The 1,769-nt window shown below is 58.7% G+C and carries 1 protein-coding gene; it reads right to left on the minus strand.

Going from position 1 to position 1,769, the window contains the following annotated elements:
* On the minus strand, positions 1-1,709 hold a 1,709-nt coding region (locus DRI82_RS23610), incomplete at its 3' end, for a TcfC E-set like domain-containing protein (RefSeq protein WP_114196316.1).
* Between the last annotated feature and the right edge of the window lie 60 nt (positions 1,710-1,769).

Raw genomic sequence — 1,769 nt, forward strand, 5'->3', positions numbered from 1 at the left:
ACCCCGACACGCACCGAGGCGTCACCGCGGGTGCCGCTGCGCCGACCGGTCAGGCCGAACGCATTGGTGCGGCCCACTTCGCTGAAGTCCGCCCCGGCGTAGGTCGTGCCGGTACTGTCTTCAAAGTCGCGGGTGTAACTGCCGCCGGTGTGCAGCTTGTCATTCTCGTAGGCCGCGTTGAGCGTGGCGTTACTGTTGTTCAGCATGATGGTGGTGTTGAGGAACACCCCGTAGTTGTTGTCGCTCTGGTTATACCCGCCCTTCTGCACCCCGGCGGAAATCACCGCCCATACCCCGTTGCCCCGCGCATTCCACGAGCTTTGCAACTGGTGGAGTTCGCTGCGGCTATAGCGGCTGTAGTTGTAACTCAGCCGCGTGGGCCCAAACTGCCGGCTGTAGTAAAATGAGGTGCTGTTGCTGGCCTGGTAAAACTCGGAGACCGAGGTGTTCTGGTATTGCGACACCGTCATGGAGCCCAGGGTCTGGCTGCCGGCACTCAGGCTGGCGTACCCGCCGGTACTCTTTTCACCGGTCATGATCCCCACGGTCGGCGCCACGTTCAGGTCACCGATCAGCATGGGCCGGGTGATGTTGTTCTCCAGCGCCCAGGCGCTGCCGCTGCCCTTGATCAGCGAACTGCTGGCGGCAAACCAGGTGTTCTGGAAGCTGGCCCCGGCATTGACGATGTTCCGCTGGGTGTACAGCTCCTTGCCCAGGGTCATGTACCAGCCCGAGCCGGTGCCGTAGTTGACGTTGGCTATCTGCTGGTTCTCACGGCTGAGCACCTGCCCGTTGCGGTTCACCAGGCGGATTTCCACGCTGTAGAAGCCGCCGGGCAGCAGGTTGTAGTCAATCTCGTTACGGCCAATCACCGCCGGTACCCGGCGGATAAGCCGCCCGTCGCGGTAGAACTCGTAGTCACCGTCGCTGGTGGCGAACAGCACCAGCTTGCCGGCTGACTTTTTATCCTGGTTGAGGTTGTCCTGGCTGCCCAGGGTGACAAACTGGTCAAAGCTCGGGTTCAGCGAGGTATTGACGCTGCCCGCCGCCGCATCCCGGGTGTCCTGACGGCCACCGCGCAGGTAGGTGGAGGCAAAGTTTTTCTGCAGATACCAGGTACTGATCCCCTGATCTGTCTGCCGGGTGTTGTAGTTTCGGTTCTGGCTGTAGTACCAGCTCAGGTAGCCGTAGCTCTGCGCGGGCAGCCCCAGGTAGCCCTGGCCGAAAGCGGACACCGCACGGTATTCCTGCGAAGACGCACGCAAATCCAGCGACTGGTTGTGGATAAAGCTCAACATGGTCACGGGTTGGACGTAGCGCGAACTGCCATTGCTGATGGTCAGGGACTTTTTCACCTTGTCCAGCGACACGTTCTGGCCACTGAGGGTGTAGTCACAGCCATTTTCGCAGACGGCATAGGGAATTTGGGGGAGCACCTTGTTCAGCGTGGCGATCTGCCCGGCTGAGATACCGTTCTGGCGGTAAAGGTTTTCATCAAACGTGAGCTGATTTTTCTCTGCAGACCAGCTTACCGGCCCTGGCAACGGCGTACCGTCCAGTGTGGCCAGAAACTGCATGGATTTGTCCTGATCGGATTCGGAAAACCCTGCGGGCACCTGATATTCAATCTGGACATCATTTGCATATGTTGCGGCTGACGGTGCCAATAGCAATAAGGAAGTTGCCCATCCTGAGATAACTTTTGCCATGGAGAATCCGTTCCATAAGTAGAGTAAACAACACTGCCAATAATTAATGTGTTAACAATC

Source organism: Edaphovirga cremea, from assembly GCF_003332275.1.
GTDB classification, from domain to species: domain Bacteria; phylum Pseudomonadota; class Gammaproteobacteria; order Enterobacterales; family Enterobacteriaceae; genus Edaphovirga; species Edaphovirga cremea.